At 68.1% G+C, this 26944-nt stretch carries 22 protein-coding genes and 1 pseudogene; 14 read left to right on the top strand and 9 right to left on the bottom strand.

Features of this window, described 5'->3' with window-relative positions; genetic code table 11:
- Positions 1 to 110: 110 nt before the first annotated feature.
- Together AC07DC_RS31660 and AC07DC_RS31655 are read left to right on the top strand one after the other, a co-directional pair.
- Positions 111 to 1115 carry an AI-2E family transporter gene (locus AC07DC_RS31660; protein WP_478917917.1) on the top strand — a complete coding sequence of 335 codons (1005 nt, stop codon included), beginning with the start codon at positions 111 to 113 and terminating at the stop codon, positions 1113 to 1115.
- A 177-nt stretch (positions 1116 to 1292) separates the two neighbouring features.
- Positions 1293 to 1979, top strand: coding sequence for an HAD family hydrolase (locus tag AC07DC_RS31655; RefSeq protein ID WP_478917916.1), 687 nt, complete (start codon positions 1293 to 1295; stop codon positions 1977 to 1979).
- 70 nt (positions 1980 to 2049) lie between these two features.
- Here AC07DC_RS31655 and AC07DC_RS31650 read toward each other — a convergent pair whose 3' ends face one another.
- The 3 genes from AC07DC_RS31650 to AC07DC_RS31640 are packed head-to-tail and all read right to left on the bottom strand — an operon-like array spanning position 2050 to position 5653.
- Positions 2050 to 4146: a xanthine dehydrogenase family protein molybdopterin-binding subunit gene (locus AC07DC_RS31650; protein ID WP_478917915.1), complete on the bottom strand. Its 2097-nt coding sequence runs from the start codon at positions 4144 to 4146 to the stop codon at positions 2050 to 2052.
- Positions 4147 to 4178: 32 nt separating this feature from the next.
- Complete coding sequence (locus AC07DC_RS31645) at positions 4179 to 5162, bottom strand: FAD binding domain-containing protein (RefSeq protein WP_478917914.1); 984 nt, start codon at positions 5160 to 5162, stop codon at positions 4179 to 4181.
- Entirely contained in the window at positions 5159 to 5653 is a 495-nt protein-coding gene (locus tag AC07DC_RS31640) for a 2Fe-2S iron-sulfur cluster-binding protein (RefSeq protein ID WP_478917997.1), read from the bottom strand. Before AC07DC_RS31640 ends, AC07DC_RS31645 begins: the two co-directional genes overlap by 4 nt.
- A gap of 442 nt (positions 5654 to 6095) precedes the next feature.
- Between AC07DC_RS31640 and AC07DC_RS31635 the strand changes: the two genes are divergently transcribed.
- The 5 genes from AC07DC_RS31635 (at position 6096) to AC07DC_RS31615 (ending at position 14682) form a co-directional block, all read left to right on the top strand.
- The gene (locus tag AC07DC_RS31635) at positions 6096 to 6542 is read left to right on the top strand and encodes a hypothetical protein (RefSeq protein WP_478917913.1); all 447 of its coding nucleotides are present in this window, start codon (positions 6096 to 6098) and stop codon (positions 6540 to 6542) included.
- Positions 6543 to 6898: 356 nt separating this feature from the next.
- Positions 6899 to 7453, top strand: a complete 555-nt coding sequence (locus tag AC07DC_RS31630; protein WP_478917912.1) for a type 1 glutamine amidotransferase domain-containing protein — start codon at positions 6899 to 6901, stop codon at positions 7451 to 7453.
- Between the two features lie 154 nt (positions 7454 to 7607).
- Complete coding sequence (locus AC07DC_RS31625) at positions 7608 to 9500, top strand: transketolase (RefSeq protein ID WP_478917911.1); 1893 nt, start codon at positions 7608 to 7610, stop codon at positions 9498 to 9500.
- Between the two features lie 200 nt (positions 9501 to 9700).
- On the top strand, positions 9701 to 12784 hold the full coding sequence (locus tag AC07DC_RS31620) for an FAD-binding and (Fe-S)-binding domain-containing protein (protein ID WP_478917910.1): 3084 nt from the start codon (positions 9701 to 9703) through the stop codon (positions 12782 to 12784).
- An 83-nt stretch (positions 12785 to 12867) separates the two neighbouring features.
- Positions 12868 to 14682: a thiamine pyrophosphate-requiring protein gene (locus AC07DC_RS31615; RefSeq protein WP_478917909.1), complete on the top strand. Its 1815-nt coding sequence runs from the start codon at positions 12868 to 12870 to the stop codon at positions 14680 to 14682.
- Positions 14683 to 15291: 609 nt separating this feature from the next.
- On the opposite strand, the gene AC07DC_RS31610 is transcribed toward AC07DC_RS31615, so the two are convergent.
- Positions 15292 to 15567, bottom strand: coding sequence for an isoamylase early set domain-containing protein (locus AC07DC_RS31610; RefSeq protein ID WP_478917908.1), 276 nt, complete (start codon positions 15565 to 15567; stop codon positions 15292 to 15294).
- A gap of 310 nt (positions 15568 to 15877) precedes the next feature.
- Between AC07DC_RS31610 and AC07DC_RS31605 the strand changes: the two genes are divergently transcribed.
- Positions 15878 to 16981, top strand: a complete 1104-nt coding sequence (locus tag AC07DC_RS31605; RefSeq protein WP_478917907.1) for an enolase C-terminal domain-like protein — start codon at positions 15878 to 15880, stop codon at positions 16979 to 16981.
- 96 nt (positions 16982 to 17077) lie between these two features.
- On the opposite strand, the gene AC07DC_RS31600 is transcribed toward AC07DC_RS31605, so the two are convergent.
- From AC07DC_RS31600 to AC07DC_RS31585, 4 genes are all read right to left on the bottom strand, one after another.
- A complete protein-coding gene (locus AC07DC_RS31600) occupies positions 17078 to 18070 on the bottom strand; it encodes an SDR family NAD(P)-dependent oxidoreductase (protein ID WP_478917906.1) in 993 nt (330 codons plus the stop codon).
- A 31-nt stretch (positions 18071 to 18101) separates the two neighbouring features.
- The gene (locus AC07DC_RS31595; protein WP_478917905.1) at positions 18102 to 19292 is read right to left on the bottom strand and encodes a zinc-dependent alcohol dehydrogenase; all 1191 of its coding nucleotides are present in this window, start codon (positions 19290 to 19292) and stop codon (positions 18102 to 18104) included.
- 73 nt (positions 19293 to 19365) lie between these two features.
- A complete protein-coding gene (locus AC07DC_RS31590) occupies positions 19366 to 20328 on the bottom strand; it encodes an LLM class F420-dependent oxidoreductase (protein ID WP_478917904.1) in 963 nt (320 codons plus the stop codon).
- 195 nt (positions 20329 to 20523) lie between these two features.
- Positions 20524 to 21129, bottom strand: coding sequence for a flavodoxin family protein (locus AC07DC_RS31585; protein WP_478917903.1), 606 nt, complete (start codon positions 21127 to 21129; stop codon positions 20524 to 20526).
- A gap of 306 nt (positions 21130 to 21435) precedes the next feature.
- Between AC07DC_RS31585 and AC07DC_RS31580 the strand changes: the two genes are divergently transcribed.
- The 5 genes and pseudogenes from AC07DC_RS31580 (at position 21436) to AC07DC_RS31560 (ending at position 25486) form a co-directional block, all read left to right on the top strand.
- Positions 21436 to 21990 carry a cysteine hydrolase family protein gene (locus AC07DC_RS31580; RefSeq protein WP_478917902.1) on the top strand — a complete coding sequence of 185 codons (555 nt, stop codon included), beginning with the start codon at positions 21436 to 21438 and terminating at the stop codon, positions 21988 to 21990.
- 332 nt (positions 21991 to 22322) lie between these two features.
- A complete protein-coding gene (locus tag AC07DC_RS31575; protein ID WP_478917901.1) occupies positions 22323 to 23381 on the top strand; it encodes an acyl-CoA dehydrogenase family protein in 1059 nt (352 codons plus the stop codon).
- Complete coding sequence (locus tag AC07DC_RS31570) at positions 23378 to 24139, top strand: PIG-L deacetylase family protein (protein WP_478917900.1); 762 nt, start codon at positions 23378 to 23380, stop codon at positions 24137 to 24139. The genes AC07DC_RS31575 and AC07DC_RS31570 overlap by 4 nt, the downstream gene beginning before the upstream one ends.
- Positions 24140 to 24165: 26 nt before the next feature.
- Positions 24166 to 24752, top strand: a pseudogene (locus AC07DC_RS31565) (SAM-dependent methyltransferase).
- Positions 24749 to 25486, top strand: coding sequence for a glycosyltransferase family 2 protein (locus AC07DC_RS31560; protein WP_478917899.1), 738 nt, complete (start codon positions 24749 to 24751; stop codon positions 25484 to 25486). Before AC07DC_RS31565 ends, AC07DC_RS31560 begins: the two are co-directional and overlap by 4 nt.
- Before the next feature lie 110 nt (positions 25487 to 25596).
- Here AC07DC_RS31560 and AC07DC_RS31555 read toward each other — a convergent pair whose 3' ends face one another.
- Positions 25597 to 25947 carry a PRC-barrel domain-containing protein gene (locus tag AC07DC_RS31555; RefSeq protein ID WP_478917898.1) on the bottom strand — a complete coding sequence of 117 codons (351 nt, stop codon included), beginning with the start codon at positions 25945 to 25947 and terminating at the stop codon, positions 25597 to 25599.
- A 411-nt stretch (positions 25948 to 26358) separates the two neighbouring features.
- On the opposite strand from AC07DC_RS31555, the gene AC07DC_RS31550 reads away from it, so the two are divergent.
- Positions 26359 to 26529 (top strand): hydrophobic protein, encoded by a 171-nt coding sequence (locus tag AC07DC_RS31550; RefSeq protein ID WP_478917897.1) that lies wholly within the window; start codon positions 26359 to 26361, stop codon positions 26527 to 26529.
- The last annotated feature ends 415 nt before the right edge of the window (positions 26530 to 26944 follow it).

The raw sequence follows: 26944 nt of genomic DNA, 5'->3' as shown, positions 1-26944 counted from the left end.
TGCCGGTTGAACCCGGAGATCAGGAGGATTCACTCGCCGCCTCCGCCGGTCGTCGCCGGTCACGGGCCCCCGTTGACGGAGGCGGTGGGTTGCGGCGCAGGTCATGGTTCGTGGTCGGTTTCGCGTTCACCCTCGGTGCCTTTCTGGCCTGGCAGGTGGCTCAGGCGGTTCTTCGCGCGAGCCAGGTACTGCTGCTGGTTTTGTTGGCGTTCCTCGTCGCGGTCAGCCTGGAGCCCTTGGTGGGGTGGCTCGTTGACCGGCGGATGCGCCGGGGGAGGGCGGTGCTGCTGGTGGTGACCGGGTTCCTGCTGGTCACCGTGGGCCTGTTGGCCGTGGTCGTTCCACCGGTCGCCACCGAGGTCAGCGCGTTGGTGCGGGCCGCTCCTGGGTGGCTGCAGCAACTCCATGACCATCATTCGACGCTGGGCCGGCTCGAGGACCGCTACCACCTGATCGACAAGGCCAAGAGCCAGCTCACCGCGAGGGGCGGTTCCAACCTGGTGGGCGGTCTCCTCGGGGCGGGCCTGTACGTGGTCAGCGCGATCACCGCGACGGTGGTGGTGGCCACCCTCACGGTGTACTTCATGGTCAGCATGCCCGGTATGAAGAAGTTCGCCTACCAACTGGTCCCTGGCAGCCGCCGTGAGCGGACTCGGGAGATCAGTGAGGAAGTCCTGCAACGCATCGGTCGGTTCATGCTGGGCAATGTCGCCACCTCCGCGATCGCCGGGGTGGCGACGTTCGCCTGGTGTGCGCCGATGGGTGTTCCCTATGCTGCGGCGCTCGGGGTCCTCACCGCGGTACTGGACATGATCCCGATGGTGGGGTCAACGATCGCGGGGGTGATTGTCAGCCTGGTGGCCTTGTCGGTCTCCTGGCCCGTCGCGGCCGCCACCGCGGGCTTCTACGTTGCTTTCCGGCTCCTGGAGGACTACCTGATCATGCCGAAGGCCATGCGCTTCGCCGTCGATGTCCATCCGGTGGTCACGGTGATCGCTGTGCTGGCCGGCGGTGCGCTGCTGGGCATCATCGGTGCGCTGGTGGCCGTGCCGGTCGCGGTGGCCATCGACCTCGTCCTTGACAAGATCGTCTTTCCGAAACTCGACGCTTCCTGATCGCGTGCGGCACCCGGACCGGGCTGCGGCCGAACTCGGGTGATCGCGGTAGCCGGTCGATTCGAGGACTGTCCGGGTGGTGTGGCGTTGTTGCCGTGAATGTGCGGCCACGGCCCGGGTACACGAGGGTGGGCGTCAGCGGGAAGCGCGCCCGGTTCGCCCACAACGGAGGTGGTCGTGGATCAGGTGCAGGCGCGGGGCGCCGTGCTGTTCGACGTGGACGGCACATTGATGGACACGGTGTACCTGCACACCGTGGCGTGGTGGGAAGCACTGCGCCAGAAGGGGCACCAGGTTCCCATGGCGTCGATCCACCGCTCGATCGGCATGGGCTCGGACCATTTGTTCGACCACTTGCTCGGGGAGGAACGGGACCAGGACGAGGACGAGGGACTGAGCGCCGCGCACGACGCGCTCTACGCCCAGTACTGGTCACGGTTGCCTCCGCTGGAAGGCGCGGCTGACCTGCTGCGCGCCTGCGCCGACCGGGGCTGGGCTGTGGTCCTGGCCAGTTCTGCCTCGGGTGCGGAGTTCCACGTCATGAAGGACGCACTGGGTGCGGACGACGCCATCGACGCGAGCACGAAAGCTGATGACGTGGACGCCAGCAAGCCATCGCCCGACCTGGTGCAGGTGGCTTTGGACCGCGCGGGCGTAGCGCCCGAGCGGGCTGTCTTCGTGGGTGACGCGGTCTGGGACGCACAGGCGGCACGACGGGCGGGAGTCCGCTGTCTCGGCGTCCTGTCCGGGGGGTTGTGCCGCCAGGAACTCCTGGACGCGGGAGCCGAGCAGGTCTACGAAGGCCCGGACGAACTGCTGGCGCGGATCGATGACAGCGTACTGAGCGATCCGACGAGGCTTTAGGAGCTGCCGTGAAGGCAGATGCCGGGTGAGGATCTGCAGCCTCGCCTTTTGTCGTCGATGAGTTGTGCGCTTAGATCAACCGCGAAAGGACCCGGTCCGGGGTCATGGGCAGTTCCCTCAGCCGGATGCCGGTGGCGTGGTGGAGGGCGTTTCCGATGGCGGCGGCGGTCCCGACCGTCCCGATCTCTCCGATGCCCTTGCTGCCCATGGGGTTGAGATGGCTGTCCTCCTCCTCGATCCAGTGCGCTTCGATGGCGGGTACGTCCGCGCAGGCCGGTACGTGGTAGGAAGCGAAGTCGTTCTCGGCGAAGTCCCCGAAGGTGGGGTCCAGGGTGCTGCCCTCCATCAGGGCCATGCCCAGGCCCATGGTCATCCCGCCGATGAACTGTGACCGCGCGGTGCGCGGGTTGAGGATTCGGCCGGCGGCGTAGACACCCAGGAGGCGTCGCACACGCACCTCACCCGAGGTGGTGTCGACCTGGACCTCGGCGAAGTGGGCTCCGAAGGCGTGCCGCGCGTACGGGGGCTCGGTCTCTGTTTCCTGCTCGGTGTCCGCGCGGACCGTCACCCCGGCTGGCGGCAGGTCGCCGGTCACCTCCTTCAGCCGGTCGATGAGGGCTCGACATGCTTTGTGGACCGCCCAGCCCCACGAGGCAGTGCCGGATGAGCCGCCGGCCAGCGGGGCGGGCGGCAGATCGCTGTTGCCGAGGTCGACGGTCACCGCCTCGATCGGCGCCTCCAGCGCGGCGGCGGCGATCTGGGCGAGGACGGTGCGGGCGCCGGTGCCGATGTCGGTGGCGTTGACGCGGATCCGGTAGGAGCCGTCGGCGGCCGCGTGCGCCGTGGCGCTGCTGGCGGAGACGAGGACCGGGTACGTGGCGGATGCGACGCCGGTGCCGAGAAGGAGTCTCCCCTTACGGCGGACCCCGGGTCGTGGGTCGCGTCGTGCCCAGTCGAAGCGGACCGCTCCCTCCCGCAGACACGCGATGAGGTTGCGGCTGCTGAAGGGATGGCCGCTGTCGGGCTCGGCGGACGGTTCGTTGCGCAGGCGCAGTTCGACGGGGTCCACGCCGGTAGCGAGGGCGAGTTCGTCCATCGCTGTCTCCAGCGCGTACATCCCGGGGGTTTCGCCCGGAGCCCGCATCCAGGAGGGGGTTGGCACGTCCAGGGCCGTGACCCGGTGGGTGGTCCGGCTGTTCGGCGATGTGTACATCGTGCGGGCGGGGACGGCGGCCTGCTCCACGAACTCCCTGACCGTCGAGGTCTGGGTGATCACGTCGTGTGCGAGAGCGGTGATGACACCGTTCTGGTCGGCACCCAGTCTGACCCGTTGCACGGTGGGCGCCCGATGTCCCACGACGGAAGCCAGATGGTGGCGGGGCAGGAAGAGTTTGACGGGCCGCCCGGTGTGCAGGGTGGCCATCGTGGCCAGTACCACCTGCGGGCGTGGCGTGCCCTTGGAGCCGAAGCCCCCTCCCACGTGCTCGGAGTACACGGTGACCTGCTCGGGCTCCAGCGCGAACATCGCCGTCAGGGTGTCGCGGACGGTGGTGGATCCCTGGCTCGAGTCGTGCACCGTCAGGTGGTCGTCGTGCCAGTGCGCGGTGGACGCGTGCGGCTCCATGGGGTGGTTGTGCAGCGCGCTGATCGTGAAGGTCGCGTCCACGCGGACCTCCGCCGCGGCGAAGGCGGCGTCGAAGTCGCCCCGCTCGCGGTGGGACGGGTGGCCGCCGTTGGCCGTGTCCGGTGTGTAGAGGCCGGGATGGTCCATGGTGAGCAGCACGTCGTGTGGGGAGATGGAGTACTCGACGGACACCGCGTCGGCGGCCGCGCGGGCGCCTTCGAGGGTGTCGGCGACGGCCAGAGCGACGTACCAGCCGCGGTGCGGGACGTGTGCGTCCTGAAGGACCGCGAGGGTCTCGTCGTCGGGCTTCTCCAGGCGCGGAGCATTCTCATGGGTGAGGACGGCGATGACCCCGGGCAGTGCCAACGCCTCACCGGTGTGGATGGCGACGACGCTGCCGCGCGCGATCGTCGCGGGAACCGGCCAGGCGTAGGCGCAGCGCGGCGGCGTGTGCTCGGCCGCGTACCGTGCGGCACCGGCGACCTTGTCGCGGCCCTCGCGGCGCACGGCGGGCGTGCCCAGCGGGGGGATCGAGTGGCTCATGGGCGGCTCCTCATGTCCTCGGGCGGGGGTACTCAGGAGCGGGCGGCGAGCTCGGCCAGCAGGCTCATGGTGAGGTTGCGGGCGAGTGGCACCTTGAAGCCGTTGTCACGTAGCGGCCGGGCGGCGGCGAGTTCGGCGTCGGCGGCCCGGGCGAACGTCTCCTCGGTGGCGGGTGCCCCGCGCAACACCGTTTCGGCCGTTCTGGCGCGCCACGGTTTGTGGGCCAGACCCCCGAAGGCCAGGGCGGCTTCGGTGATCGTGCCGTCGCGTACGTCGAGCACCGCGGCGATGGAGACCAGCGCGAAGGCGTAGGAGGCGCGGTCGCGGACCTTGCGGTAGGCGGAGTGGCCGGAGGGAGGCGGCGGGAGTTCCACACCCGTGATGAGCTCTCCGGGGCGGATCTCGCTGTCGCTGTCGGGACGGTCACCGGGCAGCCGGAGGAAGTCGGTGACCGGGACGGTGCGCTCGCCGTCCGGACCGAGCAGAAGGACAACGGCGTCCAGGGCGCTCAGTGCCACTGCCATGTCCGAGGGGTTGGTGGCCACGCACTGCTCCGAGTGCCCGAGTACCGCCAGGTCGCGGTGAACTCCTTCGCGGGCCGGGCAGCCGGTGCCCGGCGTGCGTTTGTTGCAGGGCTTGGAAACGTCCTGGAAGTACGTGCACCGGGTGCGTTGCAGCAGGTTCCCGCCGGTGGTCGCGGTGTTGCGCAGCTGCCCGGATGCGCCGGCGAGGATCGCATGGGACAGCACCGGATATCGGGTTCGTACCGTCGGGTGCGCGGCGAGGTCGCTGTTGCGTACCGTTGCTCCGATCCGCAGCCCGCCTCCGGGTTCGTCCTCGATCCGGTTCAGCGGCAGTCTGCCGACGTCAATGAGCGTGCCGGGGTTCTCCACGCCGCGTTTCATCAGGTCGACGAGGTTGGTTCCGCCGGCGAGATACCGGGCTCCGGGGTCCGCGGCGTAGGCGGCGATGGCTCCGGCGGCATCCGTGGGACGGTAGTAGGCGAAGGGTTTCACGGAGCCACGTCCTCGATCGCGTTGACGATGTTGGGATACGCGCCGCAACGGCAGAGATTGCCGCTCATCCGTTCGCGGATCTCCTCGCCGGTCAACTCCACCGCCTGTCCGGGAGGTTGATGGGGGTCGGTGACGTGGGAGGGGTGGCCTGCGGTCGCCTCCGCCAGGATGCCCACCGCCGAGCAGATCTGGCCCGGGGTGCAGTATCCGCACTGGAACGCGTCCCGCGCGAGGAATGCTTCCTGGACGGGGTGGAGCCGGTCGCCGTCGGACAGTCCTTCGACGGTGGTGATCGGGACACCGTCGAGGGTGACCGCCAGGAGCAGGCAAGTGTTGGTCGGCGAGCCCTCGACCAGTACGGTGCACGCACCGCACTGTCCGTGGTCACAGCCTTTCTTGGCGCCGGTGAGATCCAGGTGCTCACGCAGAGCGTCGAGCACGGTGGTGCGGTGGTCGAGCGTCAGCGCGCGCGAGGTTCCGTTGACCCGCATCGTGATCCGCGAGTGCGTCGCTGGCTCCTGGGCGCGTTCGGTTCTGCCCTCGTGGCCTGCCGTCGGCTCCACGTGTCGCACCCTTCATCCGCCGTTACGCGCTCGACCGCCGCCGCCTCGCGCACATATGGAGCCGAAGCTCCGCTCGCCCGGCCCGGGCCCGTCCGCCCAGTCTGCGCGGACGACCCCCCCGCCCGCGCACGGAGCACCCCCGACCGGGTGAAAGGGCGCCGGTGGTCGATGAACGGCTGATCACGACTTCTCCTTTCGTCCTGTCGGTGATCACTGATCCGGCCGACACGGTGTGGATCTGGGCTGCGTCCGAGGTGCCACCGTCGCAGGATTGTGGGTCGGCGTAGCGGGCAGATTCGCGAACGCAGGTAGTCGCGTCGTGGCCGAACGCCGGGAAGCGGAGCTCGCAGGCCCGGGGGAGGAGAACACCATGGGAATCGTCGGTCCGGTCGAGGTGTGCAGCGGGGCGGGCGAGTTCCTGGGAATCCGGGTCCGTGACCATACAGGGGCGCCGCCTCTGCGCGTGATCGCCGACGAGGCCCTCGACATCGAGGTGGACTACCTGCCGGTCACCAACCACGACCCGATACGTGTGACCGTGACGGCCGAGAGCGAAGAAGGCGATATCGAGGTGGCTTGCGCCGACGTCGGCTGTTTCGCGCTGGCCGAGGTGAAGGCTTCGGCGCGGCACCCCGTCGTCATTCCCCGCGTTCTCGCGGGCCGGCGAGTCACCCTGCGCGTCGAACTGGGTTCCGGCGGAGTGAAGGAGATCTGCGTCAAGATCCCCGCCGAGGTGACCTCCCCTGACTCGACCGTGCAACCGGCCGCATCCGCGTCCCCGGCCACAGGCGCTGGGTCCGAGCGGGCACAACCCTGAACCCCGTCGCGCCGGGGTGGCCGCGCGAGGTCACGCGGCCACCCGGGGCGACATCGGGTAATTCCAGCGGCGCCGCGTCTGGCCTGTACGCCGGCGACTTCATCTGAACTGGCCCCAGCCCATCGAGATTGGCGTCCGAGCGGAGCCCGTCGGCGGTCTGGACGCGCCGTGCCGTCACATCGGGCCTCGTTGCCACATCGCTGTCGGTGTGAGGCGGCTTCGCGCGCCGGCAGTCTCGTGAAGCGCGGGGCCGACGAGAGTGTGGAAGGCTTGATCCTGTTTGGGGCTGTGCGGCTGGGGGAGGCGCTTCGCTGAAGTTACCGCCGTACCGACACCGCACGAAGAGAGGTCGCCTCATGGTCACCTTGCGGGGCAAGACCATCGCGTTCCTGGTCGCACCCGAGGGCGTCGAGCAGGTGGAACTGACTGAGCCCTGGCAGGCGGTCCTGGAAGCCGGCGGTACGCCGCGTCTGGTATCCACTCAGAGTGGCAAAGCCCAGGCATTCAACCATTTGGACTACGGTGACACCTTCGACGTCGATGACGTGGTCGGCGATGTCTCCGCTGACGCGTACGACGCCCTGGTACTGCCGGGCGGCGTGGCCAATCCGGATGCGCTGCGGCTGGATTCCGCCGCGGTGGACTTCGTCGGATCCTTCTTCCACGCCGGGAAACCTGTCGCTGGTATCTGCCACGCACCCTGGATCTTGATCGAGGCCGACATGGTCCGCGGGCGCAGCCTCACCTCGTGGCCCAGCCTTCGCACCGACCTGATCAATGCCGGCGCGCAGTGGACCGACCAGCAGGTCCAGATCTGCACTGCCGGACCCAATGTCCTGGTCACCAGCCGTAAACCCGATGACCTGCCTGCCTTCGGCGAAGCACTGGTCTCGGTGTTCGCCGCGGCCTAGCGGGTAGCGGACCGTCATGGCCGATCACCTGCAGATCGAATCCCAGGACAACCACGAATACCTGGTCGACTTCGGGGCTGCCGAGAGTGACCTGGCCACAGGCTGCTGACCTGCCGCAACTGTCCGAGCAACCCTGAAGGGAGAGCCCGTCCCCATGGCCACGACTTCAGCTCCTCAGGTGAGTCCTACCTCCGATTTGGGTGACGTCTTCGAGCTCGCCCAGCAGCTGCGGGTGGACTCGGTGCGAGCCAGTACGGCCGCCGGATCCGGTCATCCGACCTCGAGCATGTCCGCCGCCGACCTCATGGCCGTCCTTATGGCCCGTCATCTGCGCTACGACTGGCACGACCCCGCGAACCTGGCCAACGACCATCTGGTCTTCTCCAAGGGCCACGCCTCCCCGCTGCTGTACGCGATGTTCACAGCAGCTGGGGCTGTTCCGGAGAAGGAACTGCTGACGACCTACCGGCGGGCGGGCGCCCGACTCCAGGGCCACCCCACTCCGGTCCTGCCCTGGGTGGATGTGGCCACCGGCTCGCTGGGTCAGGGCATCGCCTACGGCATCGGCATCGCACTGGCGGGCCGCGACCTGGAACACCAGCCCTACCGGGTTTGGGTCCTGTGCGGAGACAGTGAGATGGCCGAAGGCTCCGTCTGGGAGGCCCTGGACAAGGCCGGACAGAACCAGCTCGCGAACTTCACCGTCATTGTGGACGTCAACCGCCTCGGCCAGAGCGGCCCCACCGAATTGGGCTGGAACGTGGAGGCCTACGCCCGACGCATCGAAGCGTTCGGCTGCCGCGCCCTGATCGTCGACGGCCATGATCTGACCGCCATCGACGAAGCCCTGCGCGTTGCGGCGGACGGCCAGCGGCCGACCGTCATCGTGGCCCGCACCATCAAGGGCAAGGGCTTCAGCGAGGTGGAGGATGCCGAGGGCTGGCACGGAAAGCCCCTACCCTCCGAGATGGCGGACCGCGCCGTCGAGGAACTGGGCGGCATCCGGCACGCGACGGTACGCGGCCCGCGGCCCCCCGCGGGCCAGACGCCGGCCCAGCCACTGGACCCCGGCCCTGTGCTTCGGCCCCGGTTCGACATCGGCGAGGAGGTCGCCACGCGGTCCGCCTTTGGCCAGGCACTGGTGGCGCTGGGCGGGGCGCGCCCGCAGGTGGTCGCGCTCGACGCCGAGGTGGGCAACTCGACCCACTCCGAGGACTTCGCCAAGGCGTACCCGGACCGGTTCTTCCAGTCCTACATCGCCGAACAGCAGATGATCGCCACCGCCGTGGGTATGGCGGTGCGCGGGTTCCGCCCCTTCGCGACCACGTTCGCGGCCTTCCTCACCCGCGCCCACGACTTCATCCGGATGGCCGCCGTCTCCCAGGTCTCCATGGCGCTGTGCGGCACGCACTGCGGGGTGGAGATCGGACAGGACGGCCCGTCCCAGATGGGGCTGGAAGATCTGGCGATGATGCGAGCCGTGCACGGCTCCACCGTGCTGTATCCCAGCGACGCGACCAGCACCGCCGCCCTGACCATCGCCATGGCCGACCTGGACGGCATCTCCTACGTGCGTACCACTCGCGGCGCCTACCCCGTCCTGTACTCGGCGGACGAACAGTTCCCCATCGGCGGCTCCAAAACATTGCGCAGCAGCGGCGAAGCCGACCAGATCACCCTGGTGGGAGCAGGCGTCACCGTCCACGAGTGTCTGAAAGCGGCCGAGGACCTCGCGCAGCGGGGCATTGCTGCGCGTGTCATCGACCTGTACTCGGTCAAGCCGCTGGACGCCGAGACCCTGCTGCTCGCGGCCCGGGACACCGGCGCCCTGGTCGTGGCCGAGGACCATCACCCCCAGGGCGGAATCGGCGAAGCGGTCCTCTCTGCTCTGGCCGCCAGCGGTAGCTGCCCGGCGTTCGCGCATCTGGCCGTCCGCGACCTGCCTGCCTCCGGCACCCCGGCGGAACTTCTTGCCGCGGCGGGCATCGACGCGGAGAACATCGCCCGCGCGGCCAGGGGCCTGGCCGAAACGGCAAACAAGGGCTAGCCAACGGAAAGTGCGAATCGACGGGAGTCCCGGCAATTTTCTTGCAATCCTGCACACGTTTCCATCCGTGCGGAACGGGTTAGGCGATCGGGTGAGCGCAGGTCAGCCTCCTGCACGCGGGCCGAGTGTCTCCCGCACAGCTGGGCTTTGACGCTCATCGAGGTGGACTGTGGCAGGCCGCAGGAGAGGGATGAGGCTTTATGGAGACGGAGCCGCTTCCGCAGGCCGCCATCGGGAGCGCTACGGGTACGGCCCTGGACGTGGTCGGCTTGGAAAGGGCCCTGGGTCGCATCGACGCGGAGGTGCGCTTCGATGCGGGCAGCCGCGGTGCGTATTCCACGGATGGTTCGAACTACCGGCAGGTGCCGATCGGGGTGGTCATCCCGCGGACGGTCGAGGCCGGCGCGGAAGCGGTAGCGGTGTGCGCCCGGTTCGGGGCGCCGGTGTTGTCGCGGGGCGGGGGCACCAGTCTTGGCGGCCAGTGCACGAACGTCGCTGTCGTCATCGACTGGACCAAGTACTGCCACCGGCTGGTATCCGTTGATGCTGGGCGGAAAGTCTGTGTGGTGGAGCCCGGCATTGTGCTCGATGAGCTCAATCGACAGCTTGCCGGCCATGGCCTGAAGTTCGGCCCGAAGCCGTCCACCCACAGCCACTGCTCGCTGGGCGGCATGATCGGCAACAACTCCTGTGGCGGCTCTGCTCAGGCGTACGGCAAAACCGTTGACAACGTGCGCCGCCTGGAGATCCTCACCTACGACGGGACACGCTGCTGGGTCGGTCCCACCTCGAAGAAGGACTTCGAGGCCGTGATCGCCGCAGGCGGCCGACAGGCGGAGCTGTACCAGGGACTGCGGCAGATCATCGACACCTACCTCGGTGAGGTCAGGCGCGGTTTCCCCGACATCCCGCGACGTGTGTCCGGATACAACCTGGATTCCCTCCTGCCGGAGAAGGGCTTCGATGTGGCGCGGGCACTGGTGGGTAGCGAAGGCACGCTCGTCACGGTGCTGCGCGCCGAGCTCGACCTGGTGCCGGTCCCCGCCCACGAGGCCATGGTGGTGCTCGGCTACGACGACATCTGTGCTGCAGCCGATGACGTGCCGCGCCTGCTGAAGCACAGCGATCCAGAATTGTTGGAGGCCCTGGACGGGAGGATGGCGCAACTGATGCGCGAAGAGGGCTCCCACCTCGAATCGCTCGAGCAATTCCCCCAGGGCGAGAGCTGGCTGCTGGTGCAGTTCAGCGGCGATAGCCCGGAGAACGTGGATGAACAGGCACGCGGCCTGTTGCGGGCACTCGGCCGGGACGAGGACGATCCGTCGGTGTCGTTCTCGGACAACCCGGGACGTGAGCAGCAGATGCTCAAGGCCCGGGAAGCCGGCCTTGGAGTTACCGCCCGACCGCCGGACGAACGCGAGACCTGGGAGGGCTGGGAGGATTCCGCCGCCCCGCCGGAGAAACTCGGCGACTATCTGCGGGATCTGAAGAAGCTGTTCACCGAGTTCGGCTACGGCCACCCTTCGCTGTACGGGCACTTCGGCCAGGGGTGCGTACACACCCGCATTCCCTTCGCGTTGAGGACCGCGGAAGGGGTAGCGGAATTCCGTGCCTTCCTGTTCCGCGCCGCTGACCTGGTGACGTCGTACGGCGGCTCCCTGTCGGGGGAGCACGGCGATGGTCAGGCGCGGGGCGAGCTGCTGGAACGCATGTTCGGTGAGGCATTGGTCAGGGCGTTCGGCGAGGTCAAGGCGTTGTTCGATCCGGACAACCGGATGAACCCGGGCAAGGTCGTCTCCCCGTTCCGGGTCGATGAGAATCTGCGCTTGGGCCCGTTGTGGCGGCCGCACGCCCATGCGACGCACTTCGGGTACCCCGACGACGACCACTCCTTCAGCCAGGCGGTGATGCGCTGTGTGGGCATCGGCAACTGCCGTACTCACGAAGGTGGGGTGATGTGCCCTTCCTATCGGGCTACCGGCGAGGAGGAACATTCCACCCGCGGCCGGGCCCGGTTGCTTTTCGAGATGCTGGGCGGGCACGCGGATTCCCCGGTCACCGACAGTTGGCGCTCGACCGAAGTCAAGGAAGCTTTGGACTTGTGCCTGTCCTGCAAGGGATGCAAGTCCGACTGCCCGGTCGGGGTCGACATGGCCACCTACAAGGCCGAATTCCTCTCCCACCACTACGCGGGCCGCCCGCGTCCGGCGGCGCACTACTCCATGGGCTGGCTTCCCTTGTGGGCCCGCATGTCCCGGATCGCACCGCGCGTGATCAACGCAGCCCTGCGCGCCCCCGGACTGGCGGCCCTGGGTAAACGCGTGGCGGGCGTCGCCGCGCAGCGGCAAGCCCCGATCTTCGCGGAGGAATCCTTCCTCCAGTGGTGGCTCGCACGCGACCGACCCGAGCCCGACCCGGCCGATCCGCGGACCGTCGTGCTCTGGCCCGACACGTTCTCCACCTACTTCCACCCGCACGTCGCCAAATCTGCTGTACGGGTACTGGAGGACGCCGGCTTCCGTGTGGCCGTCCCCACGAAAGCGGTGTGCTGCGGCCTGACCTGGATCTCCACCGGTCAATTGAAGGCAGCCAAGCAGGTGCTGCGTCGAACCCTGGAGGTGCTGCGACCGTGGATCGAGGCCGGAACGCCCCTCGTGGGTCTGGAGCCCTCCTGCACCGCGGTCTTCCGTTCCGACGCGCCCGAACTGATGCCCGACGATCAGGACGTGCAGCGTCTGTCCCGGCAGTTCCGGACCTTCTCCGAACTCCTGCTCAACGACGCTCCCGAGGGATGGCAGCCACCCGTACTCGCCCGGGCGGCCACCGTGCAGACGCACTGCCACCAGCACGCGGTGATGAAGTACGACGCGGATCGCGAGCTCATGCGCTGGGCCGGACTCGACGCCAACGTCCTGGACGCCGGATGCTGCGGTCTCGCCGGGAACTTCGGGTTCGAACGCGGCCACTACGACCTGTCCATGGCCGTGGGCGAACAGGGCGTCCTGCCCGCCGTACGGGAAACCGCGCCCAGCGCGCTGGTGGTCGCGGACGGCTTCAGCTGTCGCACCCAGATCGAACAAGGAAACACCGGGCGCCAGGCCCTGCACTTGGCCGAAGCGCTGGCCCTCGGTCTCGACGACCACCCACCTGCCGACCATCCCGAAAAGCTCGCCGACCGCCCCGAACGCTCTCGTCGAGACGCCCGCCTCGTCACAATCGCGGTCCTGACCGCACTCGCAGCCACCGCAGCCGGCCTCTGTCAGAGGCACTGCCGCCGCAGATGAGGAGAGCAGCTGGTCCGCCGGATCTGCGCGTACCCGCGACCTCATCCATCGATCGGGCGGGCATCCCATCCACCCCCTACGCAATGAGAGGTATTTCCGTGTCGATCAAGGTCTCCGACTTCATCCTGCAGCGTTTGCGCGAATGGGACGTCGAGCACGTCTTCGCTTACGCGGGCGACGGCATCAATGGTCTCCTCGCCGCGTGGGGGCGCGCCGAGAACGATCCGATGTTCGTGCAAGCACGCCATGAGGAGATGGCGGCCTTCGAGGCCGTGGGTTACGCGAAGTTCTCCGGCAAGGTCGGCGTCTGTGCCGCGACCTCCGGGCCCGGTGCGATCCATCTCCTCAACGGCCTGTACGACGCGAAACTCGACCACGTCCCCGTCGTCGCGATCGTCGGACAGACCAACCGCAGCGCCATGGGCGGCTCCTACCAGCAGGAAGTAGACCTGCTCAGCCTGTACAAGGACGTCGCCTCCGACTTCTGCGAAATGGTCACCGTCCCGGAGCAACTGCCCAATGTCATCGACCGCGCTCTGCGCACCGCGTACGCCAAGCGCACGGTCACCGCGGTCATCATCCCCGCCGACGTGCAGGAGCTGGACTACTCCGCCCCCACGCACGCCTTCAAGATGGTGCCCTCCAGCCTCGGCATGTCCTCCTACGCCCCAGTACCGGCCGCCGCGGACATCACCCGGGCCGCGGAAGTGCTCAACGCGGGGGAGAAGGTCGCGATCCTGATCGGCCAGGGAGCGCGCGGCGCCCGGCCGCAGGTCGAACAGCTCGCCGAAGTCCTGGGCGCCGGAGTCGCCAAGGCCCTGCTGGGCAAGGACGCGCTGCCCGATGATCTGCCGTACGTGACGGGATCGATCGGCCTGCTGGGAACCAGGCCCTCCTACGAGCTGATGCAGGACTGCGACACCCTGCTCGTCGTGGGCTCCAGCTTCCCCTACACCCAGTTCCTCCCGAAGCTCGACCAGGCCCGAGCCGTACAGATCGACATCGACCCGAACTTGATCGGGTTGCGTTATCCCTTCGAGGTGAACTTGGTCGGCGACGCGCAGGAGACCCTCAAGGCGCTGCTGCCGCAGCTGAAGCCGAAGAAGCACGGCAAGTGGCGCGAGAAGATCGAGAAGGACGCCGCCCGCTGGTGGGAAGTCATGCAGCGCCGTGCCGCGGTGGAGGCCGACCCCATCAACCCCGAGTACGTCGTCCACGCTCTGGACGCGCTGCTGCCGGACAACGTGATCCTCGCCGCCGACTCCGGCTCCGCGGCCAATTGGTATGCCCGTCACTTGCGCATGCGCGGCACGATGCGCGGATCGCTGTCCGGCACCTTGGCCACCATGGGGCCCGGCGTGCCGTACGTCATCGGGGCGAAGTTCGCCCACCCCGACCGGCCGGCGATCGCCATCGTCGGCGACGGCGCCATGCAGATGAACGGCATGGCCGAACTGATCACCGCAGCCAAGTACTGGCAGCAGTGGCAGGACCCCCGGCTGATCGTGGCGGTGCTGAACAACCAGGACCTCAACCAGGTCACCTGGGAGATGCGTGCCATGTCCGGCGCCCCCCAGTTCCTGCCCTCCCAGGCGCTGCCGGATGTGCCCTATGCGGACTTCGCACGCTCCATCGGCCTCGCCGGCGTCCGGGTGGAGAAGCCGCACGAGGTGGAAGGCGCCTGGCGCCAGGCCCTGGCAGCCGACCGGCCGTACGTCATCGATTTCCGCACGGACCCCGCCGTGCCGCCGATTCCTCCGCACGCCAGCCTCGACCAGATCGAAGCGGCGGCGGCGTCGATCCTCAAGGGCGACAGCGACCGCGGCAGCATGATTCGCCAAGGACTGAAGGCGAAAGTACAGGAGATGCTCCCCGGCCACCCGGGCCGCGACGACTGACTCCGAGCGTGACCACGGCCGCAACTGGAGGCAGCCCGGCCGCAGGCGCGCCAGCCGGCGTCGGTACGTGACCAGTCCGCCCGGCGTTGTCCGTAGCCAGCCCTTGCGTCGAGAACGACCCGCACCACAGCATCGCCCTCCACCGCAATGATTCGGCGCAGGATCACTGCGTGGCGCCGGTCGCCGGGAAAGGCCAACGCCTCTCGGCATTCGATGATGCCGTCCTCGCCGACCCACCGGCTGTGCCAGATCAGGCTGCTGGCCTCGTAGTAGCCGCCCCAGACATACCGGTCCCCGGCAGGAGTGATCGCATACGTTCCGTCACCGCCGATGAAATCCGGCCTCGGCGGCGCACTATTCCCAGGCGTCTTGCAATCGGACAGATCAAGATGACCGAGCACCTCCCGCTTGCCGCTGCCTCCGGCATCGCGTTGAAGTCCACGGGACCAAGGGGGGCGTGTACCCCAATGCGATGGCCCCTATGCAGCTGCGCGACCTTGGCGCTCCTTGCGTTGGGGCGAGGGCTCAACGTGGACGCCGTAGGTGCCCCCGACCGCCGTCGGGGGCACCCGGCAACCCTCGCCGTCAGAGGGCGGCGGGAAGGGCGAGTCAGGTGTTCAGGTAGCTGTTGTGACCATCGTGACCATCGGCTTCGTCCTCGTCGAACCAGTAGTCGCCGTACGCGAGGTACCGGAAGTGGACGCGCCGGTCGGCGGGCAGGGCCAGGGTTAGGGAACGACTGCCGTCCTTCCGCGCCGTGAACGGATGAACGCCGGGCTGCCAGTCGTTGAAGTCGCCCACAACGCTGACCTCGCCGCACGGATGACCCGCAGGGAGGACGAAGGTAACCTCAGTGGCGTCCTTACGCCGGGTGCGCTGCAACATAGCTTTCCGCTCCTTGTGCAGGGAATGTTGAAACGAGCCTGGGCGCAGCGCAGCCGAAGTGCACGCCGAGCAGCCATCCGGGGTAATTCCGCCGATCGGGGCTGGGGAAGTGAACGGTCGAGGGGCAGTAGCGTACTGAGCTCGGTCACGGCCTCTTGAGAGGACGCGACGAACCAATATTTTGCTTGACGCAATAGTTTCGGTGTGAAGAGTTTTGGACGTCGCAGCATCGAGGGCCCGCGTGGGCGGACGCGCCGTCTCATGAACTGGTTCGGCGAGCTGAGCGTGGCCCACTGGAATGGAGGAGAGCGTGATCAATCAGCGGATCGACTCTGTTGCGGCCAGCACGTATGCCATCCCCACCGAAACCCCGGAGGCTGACGGCACCCTTCGTTGGGACTCCACCACCATGGTGCTGGTTCAGGCACGCGCCGGCGACATGGTGGGGATCGGGTGGACTTATGGGCCGGCCGCCTGCGCAAACGTGATCACCGACATGCTTGCCGGGGTCGTGACCGGTCGCGACGTGCTGGACGTAGGCGGCGCGTTCGCCGCCGTGGTCAAGGCGGTGCGCAACGCTGGGCGCCCCGGGGCGGTGGGATATGCGATTTCCGCTGTCGATGTGGCGCTTTGGGATCTCAAGGCGAGGTTGTTGGATCTCCCCTTGCACCGGTTGCTGGGCGCTGTGCGAAAGGAAGTGCCGGTCTACGGCAGTGGCGGATTCACCACTTACGATGAGCGGCAATTGCATGACCAGCTGGCGCATTGGACGTTCGAGCAGCGGATTCCCCGTGTAAAGATCAAGATCGGCGAGTCCTGGGGAACTGACATCGCACGCGACCTTGAGCGCATGCACCAGGCACGCACCCTCATCGGTGAAGACGTGGAACTGTTCGTCGACGCCAACGGCGCATATCAGCGCAAACAAGCGATCCGCGTCATGAACTCGGCGGCGGACCTGAACGTGCGCTGGTTCGAAGAGCCCGTCTCCTCCGACGATCTCGACGGGCTGCGTGAAGTCCGCGACGGGGTAGCGCCCGATGTGACCGCAGGCGAGTACGGGTACGACCTGACGTACTTCCGTCGCATGTGCCAGGCAGGCGCGGTCGACTGTCTGCAAGCGGACGTTTCCCGCTGCGGCGGTATCACCGAATGGATGCGGGTGGCTGCCGTCGCAGCCTCCTACGGCCTGGAAGTATCCGGGCACTGTGGCCCCCACCTGCACGCCCACGTGGCTGCCGCGACCCCCAATCTGCGCCACTTGGAATGGTTCCATGACCACGTGCGAATCGAGTCCATGTTCCTTGACGGCACCCTGGACCCAGCAGGCGGTTCCGTCCGGCCCGACCCTACGGCTCCGGGGCTCGGCCTTGCCTTGCGCCGTGCCGACGCCGAGCAGTACCGGATCGGATGAGCCGCAAATGAACACGCAGGGCGGGCCCGCACTGTCGGCGACCTCGTCCTCAAGGCCGGAGCCGAGCGGAGTTCCACTGCGAGGCGCAGTCCGCGCCTAACCGCGTGCGCCATCATCGCGTTCGTTGAAGCGGTCGGCTGCCCGCTCGTTGAGCCGGGTCCATCGCCTGCGCAGCCGTTCGCCCACGCCGGAGAGGCCGGCGCCTGCCATCGTGCCCTCGATCACCTGCCCGTTCTTCGAACGATTCTTTGGAAGCGCGCGCGCCAGGACTGCGTTCAGCCGTGTGGTCGTGACGGGCGCCGTTCCGTGCACAAAGCCGGCCGCGCGGGCCGCAGGGGTGAGGACGATTCGAGGCCGCCGCCGCTGGATGCCGGTCACGATGCGCTCGGCGGCTCGTTCGGCGTCCATCGACAGAACCGGCGTAGCGCCGAGTGTGGAGAACCAGGCGTACTCCTGAGCCGCGTCGCCACCGAACAGGGCGTGCAGGTGCGATCCGGTCCGCATCAGACCGGGATGCACTCCGGTGACGCTCACCCCCTGTGAGCGCTCCTCGGCGTACAACCCCTCTGCCAGAGCGGCTACCGCTGCCTTCGCGCACGAGTAGGGCAGAAGATGTGGCACGGCGAGAAGGCCGCCGACGGATCCGACGAGGGCCAGCCGCCCGCCGGCGGCGCTGCGCTTCAAATGCGGCAGGGCTTCCAGGGCGGTGTGCATCGCACCGGAGAAGATGGTGGCTATCGCGTCGTCGAACCGCTCGACACCAAGACCGTCCACCGGTCCCACTTGGATGATCCCGGCATTGCCGACGACGATATCGACACTGCCGACGCGCGCGGCCGTCCCGTCGAACAGCTCCTGCACCTGTTTGCGGTCGCGCACGTCGCATACCTGGGAATAGATCCTCCCAGGGGCGTGCGGGTCCAGGAGGGCAGCAGCCTCTTGGAGTTCTTCCGGGTCCCTCGCGGCGATGGTGACAGTGCATCCGCGGCGGCCGAGCTCACGGGCCAGCAGAAGGCCCAAGCCGCGCGAGCCGCCCGTGACGACCGCCGACAGGCCTGCGATGGACGGAGGGGCGCTCAGCAGTGCCATGGGATTCCCTTTCCGGAGGAGGGCTCGGTGATCACGGCTGGAACAGAACCTTGATCGCGCCGTCGGACTTCTTCTGGAACATCGTGTAGGCGTCGGCCGCGTTGTCGAGTGGCACGTGGTGGGTGGCGAACGCGTCGACTCCCAGCGGGTCGTCGTCGGTGAGCAGCGGTAGGATCTCGTCGCTCCAGCGGCGCACGTTGGCCTGGCCCATCCGGAACTGGAGCTGCTTGTCGAACATGGTGAGCATCGGCAGGGGGTCGGTCATGCCGCCGTAGACGCCGGAGATGGAGACGGTGCCGCCGCGCCGGACCATGGAGATTGCCAGGTGCAGGGCGCTCAGTCGGTCGACGCCGGCGTGTTCCATGAGCTTTTCCGCCCAGCGTGAGGGGAGGAGTCCGGCGGCCTGCTGGGCCAGCTTGCCGGCCGGGCTGCCATGGGCCTCGGTTCCGACGGCGTCGATGACGGCGTCGGGCCCGCGGCCGCCGGTCAGGTCTCGGACGGCTGTCAGCAGGTCGTCCTGGTTGTCGAAGGCATCGAGATCGAACACCTCGGCACCATCCCGACGGGCACGCTCCAGGCGCTCGGGCACGTGGTCGACGCCGATGACAGTCGCCGCGCCGCGATGCCGCGCGATGCGGCAGGCCATGGCGCCGATGGGCCCCAGCCCCAGGACCGCCACCGTGCTGCCGGGTTCGACGTCCGCGTAGGCGACGGCCTGCCAAGCGGTGGGCAACACGTCGGAGAGATACACGAAGCGGTCGTCCGCCGGCCCGTGCGGCACCTTGATGGGACCGAACTGGGCCTGCGGGACCCGCAGGTACTCGGCCTGCGCGCCCGGGACCTGGCCGTAGAGCTTGGTGTAGCCGAACAGGGCCGCGCCCATACCGTGTGCCCGGACCTGGGTGGTCTCGCACTGGGTCGGCAGGCCGGTACCGCACATGTGACAGCTGCCGCAGGCGATCTGGAAGGGCACTACGACCCGGTCCCCGGCTTTGAGGTTCGGCACGGCGGATCCGGTCTCCTCCACGATGCCGATGGGTTCATGACCAAGGATGTCGCCGGGTGTCATGAACGGCGTCAGCACTTCGTACAGATGCAGATCCGATCCGCACAGGCCGCTCGATGTGATCCGGACAATGGCGTCCGTCGGCTCCTGGATGACCGGATCGGGCACGTTCTCGACCCGCACATCGCGCTTGCCGCGCCACACGGTGGCTCGCATCAGAGATCACGTCCTTCGCATCGGGGGTTCCAGCGGCGGCGGGGGCGTGGGGCATGCCGTCGGCCGGCTGTTTTCAGCGGGCCTGGCGCAGGCTCGGGAGGATCTGGGTGCGGTAGAAGTCGAAGAACTGCTTCTGGTCGGGGCCGATCTGGTTGACGTACACCTCGTCGAACCCGGCGTCGGTGTAGGCCGTGAGGGCGGAGATGTGTTGTTCGGAGTCGTCCCCGCAGGTGGCGGCGTCCCGGACCATCTGCTCGGTGACCAGGGTGCTGGCTTGCTCGAAGTGTCGGGGGGTGGGGAGCACCTGCGCCAGCTCGCCCGGCAGCTGCTCGTTGGCCCACAGGCGGTGCACTGTTTTGACCGCTCGGTCACGGTCGGTGTCCCAGCAGACCTTCAAGCCCCCGATGACGGGCTTGTTCCCGCCTCCTGCGCGCCGGAACTGCCCGACCAGGTCCGCGTCGGGCGCCATGGTCACGAAGCCGTCCCCGATCCGGCCGGCCAGTGCGGCTGCCTGCGGTCCGAAACCGGAGACGTAGATCGGTACAGGGTGCTCGGGCAGGGTGTAGAGGCGGGCGTTCTGCACGGTGTAGTGGGCGCCTCGATGAGTGACCTGTTCACCTGTGAACATTTTCCTGATCACCTGGACGGCCTCTTCCAGCATCTCCATGCGCTGGGGCGCCTCCGGCCAGGCGTCGCCCAGGATGTGCTCGTTGAGGGCCTCACCGCTGCCGATGCCGAACCGGAAGTTGCCCTGGGTGAGGACGGCCGAGGTCGCTGCGGCCTGCGCGTTGACGGCGGGGTGCATACGAACCGTGGGGCACGTCACGAGCGTCGTCACGGGCAACGACGTCACCTGGGACAGCGCACCGATCATGGACCAGACGAACGCGCTCTGCCCCTGCTCGTCGTTCCAGGGATGAAAGTGATCGGAGATCGCCAAGGCCTCGAATCCTGCCTGCTCGGCCATCCTCGCCTGCTCCAGCAACTCAGACGGCGAGAACTCCTCCGAGGAGAGAAAGTATCCGTATGTGGTCATCCCTATCCGCCTCCTCCTAGGTGCAACTTCGAAGTCAGCCGTACCGACGAGAGCCGCCCGAGGCCTTGGGCAGCTACTGATGGTCGAGTGCTGCTCCATTCGGCTACCCGGACGATCTGCAGGCATGCTCCCCTTGGAGACCCCGTGAGCGCTTCGATGAATGCGAATCCTGGGAGGGACTTTCTGCGCGCCGGGTCACTCAGGTGGGGCCTGTAGAGGGTGGGCCGCCAACGCCTGCGCGACGGTGTGCAAATTCGCAGCCATAGTGCGGCCGGTCTTATGCGCCCAGTCGTGGCCGCGCTGATCTTCGAGGTAGTCCGGTCCCGGCCCCGGACCGAGGTGCCAATATGTCCACGCCTGGGCAGGGATGGTGTAGCCGATGTCGCCAAGGCCGCCGGCGATCTCGCTGATGACGTGATGTGCACCGTCCTCGTTACCGGTCACCACCACCCCGGCGACCCGGTTGTATGCCACCGGTCGGCCTTGCCCGTCGGTCTCCGAAATCAAGGCGCTGATCCGCTCAAGTACGCGTTGCGCGATGGAGGAGGGGTGACCCACCCAGGTGGGCGACGCGATGACGAGGATCTCGGAACTGAGAATCTGTTCACGCACGCGGGGCCAGTCGTCACCTGGACCCATATCGTTTTCCACACCTGGGAGAATGTTGAGATCGGCCGCCCGCACCGAGTCCACGCTAGCGCCACGAGCAACCAATTCGGCGGCGACTACCTCAGCCAGTGCTTCAGTGTTCGACGGTTCGGGCGACCGCTTGAGTGTGCAGTTGACAATCAGAGCTCGCATGATGGCACGCCTGCCCTACGAGGATCCTGGCCACACTTCCGTGTCGGTGCTGTCCCTCGAACGGCTCGCTCCTTCCACGACAGGTTCAACGCACCCCGAGCGGGTGAGTCGCAACCACCGCCACTCTGACGAAGCATCAGACCTATGGACTCCACCGGGGCCCGTGATCAGGACAAATGGAGAGCGACGACCGGAGTAGTAATCCGACCCGCGCCGACGAGTGGTTCGGATGCGATGGGGCCCGACCCACAGGACAATGGTGTGGGTGGCAGCGACTACTTGTGGGCTCTCGGTAAGGACGGTTCCATGCGCGACAACCCGAGCACTGCAGGCACCGCCGTCATCGTCATTGACATGATCAATACCTACGAGCATGAGGACGCGGACCGGCTCATCCCCGCAGTGCGTGAGGCTCTGCCAGGCATACGCGTCCTCATCGACCGGGCGCGCCAGGTCGGTGTGGACGTCATTTACGTCAATGACAACTTCGGTCGCTGGCGCTCGCACCATGACGAACTGCTGGACGTCGCACTGAGCGGCCGGCACGCGGACCTGGTGGAGCCGGTGCGCCCTGACGACGACTCGCTGTTCGTGGTCAAGGCGCGGCATTCAGTGTTCTATCAGACGCCGCTGGAATTCCTGCTGCGCCAACATGGTGTGGATCACATCGTGTTGTGCGGACAGGTGACTGAGCAGTGCATTCTGTACTCCGCCCTGGACGCCCACATCCGGCACCTCAAAGTTACCGTCGCCGAGGACGCCGTGGCCCACATCCACCCAGACCTGGCGGACGCCGCACTGCGCATGATGGAACGCAACATGGGGGCGACGGTGACACGCGCGGAAGGCGTCGCGCTGTAGGGGCATTCCGGGATGCTGAGAGGCCCTCCGTCTCGGCGCGTCTCGCATTTCGCGCGCGTGGCGCGGAATCTGCGGAGCTGTGCGGACGCTGACCGACGCCCGTTGGGAGCTGACAGCGACGCCTTGGGAGCGCTCCTGGGATGCAGCCGCCCGGCGGCCGGGTCAGAGTGGGACGGTACGACGGGACCGATCGGGCACAACCTCGGCCCGGGACCCCGTCGCGCTCGCCATGCCTGCTCGTGCCGCGCATCCGCTGCGGCGCGAGCGATTCGCCCTGCGCCGCACAGCCACCCACCGGCCGTCCGCGGCGTACAGCCGTCGAGGAGTTACTGATGCCGGAGACGACCTGCTCGGCGGCTGTGGCGCCGGCCGTCGCGGACCCGCAACCGCACGGTGAGACCCCTGCCGGATTCACTCCCCATGCCGCGCGCCAGGAGACGGCGGAGCGCTTCTCCCAGCTGGTCGAGTCACTCGCTGCGGGGGATCTTGAGTTTCCGTTGCCAGGATCGGGGCGCACCGGCGACCGCTTCGCCGCGCTCAGCTCCGTCGCCGAGCAGGATCTGTGCTTGGCACGGCTGGCGGAAGGACACGCCGACGCGCTGGCCATCCTCGCGGAGCTGGCCGGACCGGTGCCCGGTCCGGCCGAGCGGTGGGGAGTGTGGGCGGCGGAGCCGCCCGGTGGTGCTCTGACCGCAACCCGTGCGGCGGACCGCTGGGTGCTCGACGGGCTCAAGCAGTACTGCTCGGGTGCCCACAGCTGCACCCACGCGCTGGTGACGGCCGCGGCGGAGGACGGCCGCAGGCTTTTCGCGGTGAAAGTGCGGGCACCCGGCTGCGGCCCGGTGGAGGGCTCCTGGCCTGCCATCGGCATGGCCGGCAGCGACACCCCGGATGTGTGCTTCAGTGCGGTCCCCGCGGTGCCGGTCGGGGAGGTGGGAGCCTATCTGACGCGGCCGGGCTTCCAACACGGCGGCATCGGCGTGGCCGCCTGCTGGTACGGCGGCGCCCGCGCGGTGGCCGCCACGTTGCGCGAGTCGGCGGCCGGGCGTGGACCGGATCCGCACGCCGACGCCCACCTGGGTCACATCGACATGCAGTTGCACGCCGCGCAAACCGTCCTGGAGCGCGCCGCGGCCGAGATCGACCAGGACCCGCTGGACCTCGGCGGTGGGGCCCGGGTGCGCAGTCTGCGGGTACGAGCCCTGGTCGAGGCGGTCTGCACCGAGGTACTGACCCGAGTGGGACGGGCCACCGGAGCCGGCCCGCTCTGCCATGACGTACGCCATGCCCGCAACGTCGCCGACCTCACGGTGTACATCCGCCAGCATCACGCCGAGCGGAACCTGGCCGAACTGGGTGCGCTCATCGCACGCCCGGAGGAGTCCCGGTGACGCCGGCAGCAGGGGCGGCTGCGAACGCGATCGACGCGCCCGGGACCGATGAAGCGTTGTGGCGGTCCTGGCCCGCCCTGCGCTCCTTCCCCCGGGCGGACCTTCCGGAGCGGGGACGTGTCGTGGTCGTCGCGGCCCACCCGGACGACGAGGTGCTGGGTTTCGGAGGAGCAATCAGCCTGCTGGCAGCAGCTCACGTGGAACTGACGGTCGTGTCTGTCACGGACGGGGAGCGATCGCACCCGGACAGCCGGGTCGTCACCGCACCGTCGCTGGCCACGATCCGGGCCGCCGAGACCCGGCAGGCGCTGGCTGAACTGGGTGCGGACGCAGCCCAGGTGATCCGACTGGGAATACCCGACACCGAAGTGGCCGGCCATGAGGGCCGACTCGCCGCCGAACTCACCCATGTGCTGAACGGAGCGGCCCTGTGCGTGGCGCCGTGGACCGGCGACGTACACGCGGACCATGAGGCGGCAGGGCGCGCCTCGCTGCGCGCCGCGAATGCGGCAGGCGTGCCATGTCTGCTGTATCCGGTGTGGATGTGGCATTGGGCTCGGCCGGACGACACCCGGGTGCCCTGGGAGAACGCCGCTCGCATCGTCCTGCCGCCCGAGACCGTGGCCCGCAAGGCAGCCGCGGTCGAGCGGTTCGTCAGCCAGATCCGCCCCCTGGGACCGGGCCCGGGGGACAGGGCTGTCCTGCCACCGGAGGAGACCGCCCATCATCTGCGCGACGTGGAGGTGGTCTTCCGTTGAGTACGGCCGCGTCCTACTTCGATGACATGTACCGGGCCTCGGACGACCCGTGGAGTCTGAGGAGCCGCTGGTACGAGCAACGCAAGTACGACCTCACTGTCGCCGCCCTCCCGGCTCGGCGGTATCGATCGGCCTTCGAACCGGCCTGCTCCGTCGGCGAGTTGACCGCCCGGTTGGCCGAGCGATGTTCGGCACTGTTGGCCTGCGACCGGGTCGAGAGCGCGGTCGCGACTGCCGCTCTACGGACAGCGCACCTGGACCAGGTGACTGTCCGTCTCCTGGTCCTTCCCGAACAGTGGCCCGCCGGCAGCTCGACCTCATCGTGTTGTCCGAACTCCTCTACTACTTCGACATGCCTGACCTGACTCGGCTGCTGGACCGGGTGGTCGGAGCCCTGGAGGCGGGTGGCACGTTGGTGACCGTCCACTGGAACCATCCGGTGGCGGAGCACCTGCGAACCGGCGAGGAGCTGGCCCTGATCCTGGCCGGGATCCCGGAGCTGGCGCTCATGGCCGATCACCGTGAGGTCGATTTCGTGCTGCAGGTTTTCGGCCGTGTGGGCGCCGACGGCGTCCAGCCGGCGTCACCGGCCGCGCGGGAGGGCCTGCTGTGAACGTCGGGGCCATCGCCGTTGTCATCCCGGCGCACAACGAACAATTGCTGCTGCCCCGCGCCCTCAACGCACTGGAGGTGGCGTGCCGTCATTGTTCGGTCAGCGGTCTGCGGATGGTCACCGTGGTGGTGGCCGATTCCTGCCGGGACAGTACGGCCGCACTGGCCCGCGAGGCCGGTGTGGAGGTCGTGTCCATCAACGACCGTAGTCCCGGTGCGGCGCGTAGAGCGGGGGCAGCCCGCGCACTATTGAGCCTCGGGACACCGGCCGCGGAGACCTGGATCGCGACGACCGATGCCGACAGCGCAGTACCCCCCGACTGGCTCGCCCGACAGGCCGAATACGCGAACGAAGGGTGGGATGCGATGGCGGGCACCGTACGGGTGGAGAGCTGGCCACCGCACGCAGCCGCTGTCGGCGCCCGGTTCGAAGAGCTGTACGAGTCATCCCGGCCCGCTGACGGGCTGCCCTGGCGACATCCGCATGTGCACGGGGCCAACCTGGGTGTCGCCGCAGGCCCCTACCTGCGCGTCGGGGGGTTCTCCCCCCTGGCCGTGGGTGAGGACCGTGGTCTGGTCACCGCACTGGAACATGGCGGTCATCGGGTACTCAGAACGGCGGACTGCGCCGTTGTGACCTCGGCCCGCCTGCGTGCCCGAGCCAGAGGCGGGTTCGGCGACTACCTGATCGGGCTCTCGGCATCGGAGGCGGAAGGGGCCGAATCGGCCGGCTGAAACCCGACCCCGCCGGCAGTGGCGACTCTCAAGCCGCCACGCACGAGGCCCCGCCTCCCAAGATCTGAAACCTTGGGAGACGGGGCGCTCTGTGTACGGCGGAGCCGCGCTCAGCCGCGGTGAGTGCCGTAATAGCCCTCGACCTGCTGGTGATAGCCCAGATCGCCGGCGTGCTTGTCCTTGTCGAACTCCGGAGAGTCCTTGATCTCGTCCTTGGTGCGAGCGACGTAGATTTTCCGTTCCACGGTGTCGATGGACCGGACCGTCCCCGCAGGGAGCAGGACGTGCTTGCCGAAGATCCACACTCCGGTGTCGACAACGATGTACGCGGAGCCGACCTCATCGGAGTGCTTGTCGACCTTGCCGATACTGCCGTCGGTGGCCTCGACCTTGAACCCGGTCAGATCCGTTCCGGCCTGGTATCCCGACGCCGCCTCGTATCCCCACATGTTGTCAGTCACAAGAAGCCCTTCCGTCGTCGTTCGGTCGTGCGAGGGATCCCTTCCGGCTCTTCATTGGGGTAGCCCTCAAAACGCGCCTGCCCTACAACCTCGGGAGCACACTCGCTCACTTCGCCGCAGGACGACGTGGCTCGAAACCCCCGTCGTGGCGTGTCAGGTATGGGGCACACCGTGCGAGAGTCACGTCGCCCGTCGGCGACGCTTCTGCGGACCCGTCCTTCGCGTTCGGGACGCAGGTGGGCATGAGGTCTCCACCAAGATCGGTACGGTTGGTGCGTTCAGCCGCCAACCCACCCCCGCAGGATCGATGACGGCTTTAGCGGATCATCCATGGCTCCGCGCGGTAGCCGGGAATTTCGCGGGACTGAATGTTCCGCCCTGGGGCATCAGCTGGTCAGGAGGTTGATAGCCATGGGTCCGTTGCTTCTGGTTCTGCTGCTCGCCCTGATCCTCTTCGGCGCCGGCTTCGCGCTGAAGATCCTTTGGTGGGTCGCCGTCTTCGTTCTGGTGGTCTGGTTGCTCGGCTTCGTCATGCGGGGCACCGGTGCCTCCGGTAGCCGCGGTCGGTGGTACCGCTGGTAGGCCCTACTGCGACCGCTGGTGGGTCCTACCACCGCTCAGCATGCCCTGAGGCCCCGGAACCATCGGGGCCTCAGGCATGTCCGCCATGGTCGCCGCTGCACCTACTCTTACGGGCCAACGTAAGGCCCGTCTCGTTTCGTCTCACCTCACACGGGCAGGCGTGAGGCCGAAACAGGGGAAATAGAACTGGAGAAAAGGCTGTAGAGAGAGATGCGCCTCTCCTGTGGCTCCCGAAGGCATCGAGCAGGTCGAGCTGACCGAACCGTGGCATGCCGTCACCCATGCTGGCAGCAGGCCCCGGGCACCGATGGCCCCACACCCAGGTGACCAGCCGCAAGCCGGACGACCTCAAGGCGTTCAACGGGACCTTCCTGCCGTGTTCGGCGCCACCGCACCGCGGGACGGCGTCGACCGA

Source organism: Streptomyces sp. NPDC045021, from assembly GCF_056432645.1.
Note: the sequence above shows the minus strand (reverse complement) of the source record. Positions and strands in the feature narration are given on the sequence as shown.

Excerpts from the sequence above, each read along its gene's own strand:
- AC07DC_RS31580 (WP_478917902.1), top strand. The coding sequence starts at position 21,436 with ATGCGCGACAACCCGAGCACTGCAGGCACCGCCGTCATCGTCATTGAC.
- AC07DC_RS31595 (WP_478917905.1), bottom strand. The coding sequence starts at position 19,292 with ATGCGAGCCACCGTGTGGCGCGGCAAGCGCGATGTGCGGGTCGAGAAC.
- AC07DC_RS31635 (WP_478917913.1), top strand. The coding sequence starts at position 6,096 with ATGGGAATCGTCGGTCCGGTCGAGGTGTGCAGCGGGGCGGGCGAGTTC.
- AC07DC_RS31630 (WP_478917912.1), top strand. The coding sequence starts at position 6,899 with ATGGTCACCTTGCGGGGCAAGACCATCGCGTTCCTGGTCGCACCCGAG.
- AC07DC_RS31640 (WP_478917997.1), bottom strand. The coding sequence starts at position 5,653 with ATGCGGGTCAACGGAACCTCGCGCGCGCTGACGCTCGACCACCGCACC.
- AC07DC_RS31620 (WP_478917910.1), top strand. The coding sequence starts at position 9,701 with ATGGAGACGGAGCCGCTTCCGCAGGCCGCCATCGGGAGCGCTACGGGT.
- AC07DC_RS31550 (WP_478917897.1), top strand. The coding sequence starts at position 26,359 with ATGGGTCCGTTGCTTCTGGTTCTGCTGCTCGCCCTGATCCTCTTCGGC.
- AC07DC_RS31585 (WP_478917903.1), bottom strand. The coding sequence starts at position 21,129 with ATGCGAGCTCTGATTGTCAACTGCACACTCAAGCGGTCGCCCGAACCG.
- AC07DC_RS31625 (WP_478917911.1), top strand. The coding sequence starts at position 7,608 with ATGGCCACGACTTCAGCTCCTCAGGTGAGTCCTACCTCCGATTTGGGT.
- AC07DC_RS31615 (WP_478917909.1), top strand. The coding sequence starts at position 12,868 with ATGAGAGGTATTTCCGTGTCGATCAAGGTCTCCGACTTCATCCTGCAG.
- AC07DC_RS31575 (WP_478917901.1), top strand. The coding sequence starts at position 22,323 with ATGCCGGAGACGACCTGCTCGGCGGCTGTGGCGCCGGCCGTCGCGGAC.
- AC07DC_RS31600 (WP_478917906.1), bottom strand. The coding sequence starts at position 18,070 with ATGGCACTGCTGAGCGCCCCTCCGTCCATCGCAGGCCTGTCGGCGGTC.
- AC07DC_RS31590 (WP_478917904.1), bottom strand. The coding sequence starts at position 20,328 with ATGACCACATACGGATACTTTCTCTCCTCGGAGGAGTTCTCGCCGTCT.
- AC07DC_RS31610 (WP_478917908.1), bottom strand. The coding sequence starts at position 15,567 with ATGTTGCAGCGCACCCGGCGTAAGGACGCCACTGAGGTTACCTTCGTC.
- AC07DC_RS31650 (WP_478917915.1), bottom strand. The coding sequence starts at position 4,146 with ATGAGCCACTCGATCCCCCCGCTGGGCACGCCCGCCGTGCGCCGCGAG.